The sequence below is a fragment of the Vibrio sp. 1731 genome (genome assembly GCF_033339955.1).
GTDB lineage: Bacteria > Pseudomonadota > Gammaproteobacteria > Enterobacterales > Vibrionaceae > Vibrio > Vibrio alginolyticus.
Window position 1 is genome coordinate 71,245 of record NZ_JAWOVO010000023.1, and the last position, 6,600, is coordinate 77,844.

6 protein-coding genes are annotated in these 6,600 nt (G+C 43.7%); 2 read left to right on the forward strand and 4 right to left on the reverse strand.

Annotated elements, in window-relative coordinates; translation table 11 throughout:
- Positions 1-12 precede the first annotated feature (12 nt).
- From lpoB to hinT, 4 genes are all read right to left on the reverse strand, one after another.
- Entirely contained in the window at positions 13-603 is a 591-nt protein-coding gene (gene lpoB / locus R7035_RS20905; protein ID WP_005378467.1) for a penicillin-binding protein activator LpoB, read from the reverse strand.
- Positions 604-669: 66 nt separating this feature from the next.
- Entirely contained in the window at positions 670-1,062 is a 393-nt protein-coding gene (locus R7035_RS20910; RefSeq protein ID WP_064353738.1) for a YcfL family protein, read from the reverse strand.
- Complete coding sequence (locus R7035_RS20915) at positions 1,062-2,459, reverse strand: COG3014 family protein (protein ID WP_065274288.1); 1,398 nt, start codon at positions 2,457-2,459, stop codon at positions 1,062-1,064. Before R7035_RS20915 ends, R7035_RS20910 begins: the two co-directional genes overlap by 1 nt.
- A 69-nt stretch (positions 2,460-2,528) precedes the next feature.
- Entirely contained in the window at positions 2,529-2,879 is a 351-nt protein-coding gene (hinT, locus tag R7035_RS20920; protein WP_005378473.1) for a purine nucleoside phosphoramidase, read from the reverse strand.
- Between the two features lie 268 nt (positions 2,880-3,147).
- On the opposite strand from hinT, the gene R7035_RS20925 reads away from it, so the two are divergent.
- Positions 3,148-5,139, forward strand: a complete 1,992-nt coding sequence (locus tag R7035_RS20925; RefSeq protein WP_115385839.1) for a methyl-accepting chemotaxis protein — start codon at positions 3,148-3,150, stop codon at positions 5,137-5,139.
- Between the two features lie 163 nt (positions 5,140-5,302).
- Positions 5,303-6,463, forward strand: coding sequence for a DUF1887 family protein (locus R7035_RS20930; protein WP_064353735.1), 1,161 nt, complete (start codon positions 5,303-5,305; stop codon positions 6,461-6,463).
- Positions 6,464-6,600: the final 137 nt, after the last annotated feature.

A 6,600-nucleotide genomic window follows, 5' to 3' on the forward strand; every position in this document is an offset into this window, starting at 1 on the left:
CACCCTGTTCGATTAAAGACCGAATAGGCTCTTAGATTGCGCTTTACGAATTTCAGTTTCATCCGCCCACTCAATCAAACCTGTTTCTAGGTCCATTAGGCGCATGGTCATCTTGTAGTATACATCTTTATCGCTACCTGCATTTTTCACAATGCTAGATAGGTTGCCGTAAAGCATGTATTGAGCACCAACCATTTTACCAAATTGGATCGCTGTGCTTTGGTTAACAAGCTCATCCGTATTTTGGAAGTTAAGTTGTTCACGCACAGACTCAACACGATCCATATCAACAAAACGGAACTTACCTGAGTTCAACATCTTAGTAGAGATCGTGTCAGTAATGGATTCAGTGTCAATATGTTCACTGGTTTTGTTCTTAATTCGCTCAACAAAAACGATAGGACGTTGGTCACGAGTAATTGCTGCTACAGAGCCCGACATCATCATGCTATCCACCATTTCAGCCGCGATTTTTTGTAAATCTGTTGAGCCAAAATCGATAGTCGTGGTTTCTGTTGCTTGCGCATCGCCGTAAGAGACTTTGTTAGAACAGCCACCTAAAATGACGGCAAGACCTAAAAGAGCAATAATACTTTTTTTCATGAGAGTTCCTTAGTTTTTCAATACCAGCGCATCGTTAGCGCGGCAGCTTCGGCAGAGCCGTTAAGATTAATCGTCTTGTGCTTCTCTAATTTGCACACGGAATTTTGTGCCATTTGGATTCACAGTAACTTCAGATAACGTGACTTGCTCAAATCCGCGCACAATCATTTTTCGCCACGGACCAGGTTTGGTATTCACTTCTAAACCATTGTTGTCATACCAATAAAATCGGTAAAGAATGTGCTGATCACCTTTGTAATTGCTACTCAGCAGCACGACTCCTCGTGGGCGATCATCAACGTAAGTGGTGGTGATGTTGTCAACTAATAAGCGACTACCTAAAACGTTATCATTAAAAAATACTTTTTGCGTTTGGCCATCAATTCGAATACCAGCCGTGTTTTCGGCGCATCCAACTAAACCAATAGCCATTGCTAAACAAACAAGCCATGCTTTCATTACAGTCTCCCTAGCTGTTTATGCCACACGGTTGAGTGTGCTCCCTGACGAGATACCCATACCAATGTAGTCTGCTGTGCAGGCACTTCAAACTGATAGGTTTGATCACCCAAGTTTAAACTTTGTGTTCCCGGTTTCACGATTTTTGAAGCCGTTTTCACTTGCGCTGGCAATGTTTGCCAACTTCTTGTATCTGGCTGTTCGGTCAATGTGTTCCATACATTGAAAAGTATGTTGCCTACATCATCGCCTTTTTTCGCCGCCTCTTTTCGGATTCGATCTTTTGCCCAAACACGAAGAGCTTGACGGATCACTATTGTAGTAAGACGTTCATTAAGATCGTTTTGCGCCATCGCATTAACATCAGTCAGCGTACTGGAAGGCAATATCTGACCATTTAAAACAACATCGCTAAAACGTTGAGCACCTCGGTTCTGATAATAAGGAAGCGCCAACGAATAAATCGCGCCATTATCGCGACTGTCGTAAATTGGTAAATCAATACGCCACCCTTTCATCGCCTCAACAACACCCTGCTCATCAATAACGATGACTCGCCCTTGTGACTGAGTTAATCCAGAAGGTGCTTTACCATACCGCTTCTCTAGCATGCGCAAGTCTTCACGCATGCCCAGCTTCTTAGCAGCGTATAAGGTGCTTTCCACAACTTGCTTGTTGTCTGGCATTACAGCGAGTGCTCGTCGGTAATCAACATAAGCACTGTTTAAGTCTCGCGACGCTTCATATAACAAGCCAGAAAGATAGAACAGATAACCATTTTGTACCGCGCTTAGTTTTTTACCAGCATCAGGGTAGTTCGCTAACACACTGCCTAAATTGGCAGACATGCCTTGCTTGTTAAGGTCTTTCTCTGCTGCTTTTAGCTCTTTTTCACGCGCCTTTCTTGCTGCTTCCTGAACTTGATTAGCTCGACGCACTTCAACTAGTGCCCCTTCTAAATCGTTTTTCTGTAAGTAATTTAGTCCTAGATACAGGTGCAAAAAGCCAAGTTCGTAATCGGCGGGATGATAGTCTTGGAGATTGTCGTTCACTGCGAGAGAGCCGACGCTCGTTGCCGTGTCTGACACAGATATCGTCGCACGATCTTGTTGAACACGTACAGCACGATCGCTGCTTTCTAGCGCATTTAAACTTGTTAGGTAATCTTCAGCAAGAAAAGAGATACGACCTTTTTCAAAATTGCCAAGTATCTCGCCACCCACTTCACTTGATTGAAGTTGTTTTGCTTTGGCATATTCCCCTGCAACAACGGCTTGATAAACTTCTTGATTCTGGTTGCTGTAATGGCTAAACAGATTGCCCGCAGATAAATTCGCGCAGCCAGAGGCCATTAAAGCCCAGCTCATCAGCCCTAACAGCTTTACACCTAGTTTCACATTTATCTCCACAAATGTGTCATTCGACAGGAAAAAGAAGTGGGTGAATCACCACCCACTTTTAAAAGCTTAGCTCAATACCATTGGACCTAGAGGGCGGCCGCCTAGTAGGTGCATGTGAATATGGTAAACCTCTTGGCCACCATGTGGATTACAATTAACGATCAGGCGATAGCCGTCTTCAGCAATACCTTCTTCTTTCGCTAACTTTCTAGCAACAGTGAACAAACGCCCCATCATTGCTTCATCTTCAGCTTCTACATCATTCGTTGTTGGGATCAGTTTATTCGGAATAATGAGAATATGGCTTGGTGTGCGAGGGTTAATGTCGCGAAACGCAGTCACCAAATCATCTTGATAAAGGATATCGGCAGGGATTTCCTTGCGAATAATTTTACTAAAGATCGTTTCTTCCGCCATGAGGACTCCATTTTATAAACGTAATTAGACCCCAATTAGTATGCGCCAACCAAAAGCGGAGCTCAATAAAAACAGTGTTCACTTAACATTATTAATCAAATGCTAATTAACGAAGCTTTTTTGTCGTGTGCGTCATAAAATGCGCGTCACAAACTGAATACAATCCAATGAATTTTGTTACTTTTTTAAGACAATTATTATTTTTATACCCAAGTAAACTCAAAAATGCTTGGGTAGCTTGTCTATTTTTGGGAGAGGAAGCTCACTTATGCGAGGTTCAGTTATTAAAAGGATGTATGCCGGCTTTGCACTGATCATCATCCTATTTGCCGTCACAATTGCCATTATGATGGGAGGAATGAGTGCTATTCACGGAAAATTTGGCACGGTTTCTAAATCATCCCTACCGTTGGTATCGTTATCTAATCAAACCAGTGTTGAGCTGCTTTCTGCCGACAAATCATTTAAAGACTTCCTGACAACAGAGAATAAACAACGCATGGATGAAATGCGTCAGGAATTTGCTAGATCTCAACAGCGCTTCGAATCCACATTGGCTCAACTGAAAACCGCAAGCCAAATCTACCCTTCTCTTGCCGAACCGTTTTCAGAGTTAAAAACGTTAGAGCAGAGCTATTTTACAGAAGCTCTAGAGGCCATGGACAACTACGAAGCAATGTTCGCGGCTCAAGAAGAAGTGCAAAAATCCTCACGCCGCTTCCAAAAACTGAATACCGAACTTTCGGTTGGTCTTAAAGAATATGTGGCAGATCAAACCAGCATTTCTGTCAAAGTCATGGCAAAGAGCTACTTTATCAAGTTAAAAGATGCCGAAGTAATTACCTCTGATGCCCTCGCCAGTTCCAACCCTGAGTTTGTTACGCAAGCCGTAGCTAAAAACCGCAAAGCAGTAACGCACTTGAATTACGCATTCCGCGGGTTGGTGACTCAGCTTCCTGAGCTAGAAAAAGCATTTGGCGAATCTGTAGAGCAATTTACTCGTGACGTCGGTATGCGTGGCGGTGTGCTAGACCAACATAATAATTACCTCAATGCTCGCGCCGCTTTGTATAACAATATCGCCAACCTAGCAAATAAAGTGGATTCAACCATGGCGATTCTTGAGCAATTTACGACAACCGCAACAGATAAGCTCAATGAATCATTGGCAGATGCAGGTGACATATATTCGGCCGGTGTAACGAAAGCCATCATCATTGGCGTTATTGTCGTTTTACTCGCGACAGCGATTGGCTACCACATCGCACAAAGCGTTCGCGAGCCGTTGACTCGTATTCTAAAAGTGTTAGAAGGCCTGACTGAAGGTGATATGACACAGCGTATCGATATTCGCTATAACAACGAATTCAGCCGTGTGAGTGGACACATTAACTCACTCGCCGACAACCTTCACGAGATCTTGGTGAAACTCAACGAAGCGTCAGAAAACCTATCGTCAACCGCGACAACCAACGAACGCACCTCTTCGCAAGCACAAATTAAATTGAGCTCTCAACGCGAACAAACGGCAAACGTCGCTACCGCGATGACAGAAATGTCTCATTCAGTGCAGGAAGTCGCGCAAAGTGCGCAAGGCTCGCTAGAAATGGTGCAACGCGTCGAATCTGCCTCTGAAGAAGGCAGAAATGTTATGAGCAGTAACATCTCAACCATTAATCAACTAGAAACACGTTTGAACGAATCGGTCTCCGCAGTTTCTGAGCTACAAAAGATGAGTGGTCAAATTGGGTCTATCCTTGATGTGATCCGCAACATTGCGGAGCAAACCAACCTACTGGCATTGAACGCGGCAATTGAAGCGGCTCGCGCTGGTGAACAAGGTCGCGGCTTCGCGGTAGTGGCAGATGAAGTACGAGTACTCGCATCAAGAACGACTCAATCAACCACTGAAATTGAATCCATGATCAGTAATCTGCAATCTAGCTCACAATCGGCAAACCAAGTCATACAAAGCTGTATGAGCGATATGGAGATGTCGGTTGAGCAAGCGTCAAAAGCGAACAGCTCAATGGAAGAGATCCAGGCGCTAATCATTGAGATCAGCCAAATGAGTACGCACATTTCACAAGCAGCAGCAGAGCAAAGTGAAACATCAACAGACATTGCTCGCAGCATCGAAGATATCAACAGCATCGCCGATGAAAGTTTCCAAGCCATGTCGAGTATCGCACAAACCAGTGAATCACTGACCCACTTGGCTCATCAGCAAAATGAATTGGTCCACCGCTTTAAGTTATAAATACTTTATAATTAAGAGCATTAATTAGTGCAATCAACTGTATAAGGGCGACTTTTTGTTAAGTCGCCCTTGTTTTTTGTCGGCCATGTCTACATATGATTAATAAGGCCAGCTCATCCCCTTGCACAACTCTTTTCGAGCGGCCTCATAAAAAGGAAAATCTATGGCTGTTCATGTTGGTATTATCGACCAAGACCCAGTGAGATTGGTCACTCCTCTATTAGATAATCGTACGCTAAGCACACATATCGTCTTCATCGGAGACAAGAGCCAGTTAGATATATTTGACCGACTGAGTGCCGTTTTAGCTCAACGAGAAATTACTTCTGAATTTTTTGAAATTCCATCCGCTGTTAATACATCTCTGATCAAACAAGCAATTCAAAAACTGGCAAAAGACCTTCATGAACGCGGCGAAGATGTAAAATTGAACGCGAGCTGTGGTCTTCGTCATCGCTTGTTGTCGGTGTACGAAGTTTTCCGTACCTATCGCTGGCCAATTTTTGTGGTTGAGCCTAGTAGCGATAAGCTTTGTTGGTTATACCCTGATGGCAAAGAAGATACCCAAGTCGAAGATCACATTACGATTGCAGATTACCTCACTATCTTTGGTGCACGCGGCGAGTTTCACCACGTTGATTTACCACCTCTTCTTGATAAAAAATTGTATGAACTTGGTGAACGATGGGCCTCAAATGCGCTTGAGCTTGGGCCAGGTCTAGCAACACTTAACTACCTTGCAACCACATGCCGCAAAGAACAAAAGCTTGATGTCGAGCTCTCCGAAAAACAGCAGGGCTACCGTGAGCTCAACATGTTGCTTTCAGATTTAGTAGAAGCAGAAATCGCCACCTATGAGAATGGCGTTTTAACGTTTGCAGATGAAGATGCTCGACGCTTTTCAAACGGTGAGTGGTTAGAAACTTTGGTTCACAGCACCGTGAAGCAAATCCAAGACACCATGCCGACGATCCAAGATCGATCGTTAAATGTTCAGGTTTATCGTAAACTTGGTGAAAGTGAAGTACGCAATGAGTTAGATGTCGCAACAGTTGTAAACAACAAGCTGCACATCATCGAGTGCAAAACCAAAGGCATGAGAGATGACGGCGACGATACTTTATATAAGTTAGAATCGCTTCGCGATCTATTAGGTGGCTTACAAGCGCGCGCAATGTTGGTGAGCTTCCGTCCTCTTCGTCACAATGACATTACTCGTGCTGAAGACTTAGGGCTAGCCCTGATTGGCCCTGATGAGCTTAAAGATTTAAGAACGCACTTAACTGCTTGGTTTAAAGACGCGGGCGGTTCAGACGAGATATAGTGCCATTAAGAAAAGCTAAAATTCACAACGATAAAAAGCAGCATTAATGCTGCTTTTTTTAGGTTCATCGCGGATAAGCGGGAACTCAAAACAAAAACGGTAGTAAGTGATAGAGTTTTATCGCCAAACAAAACCTA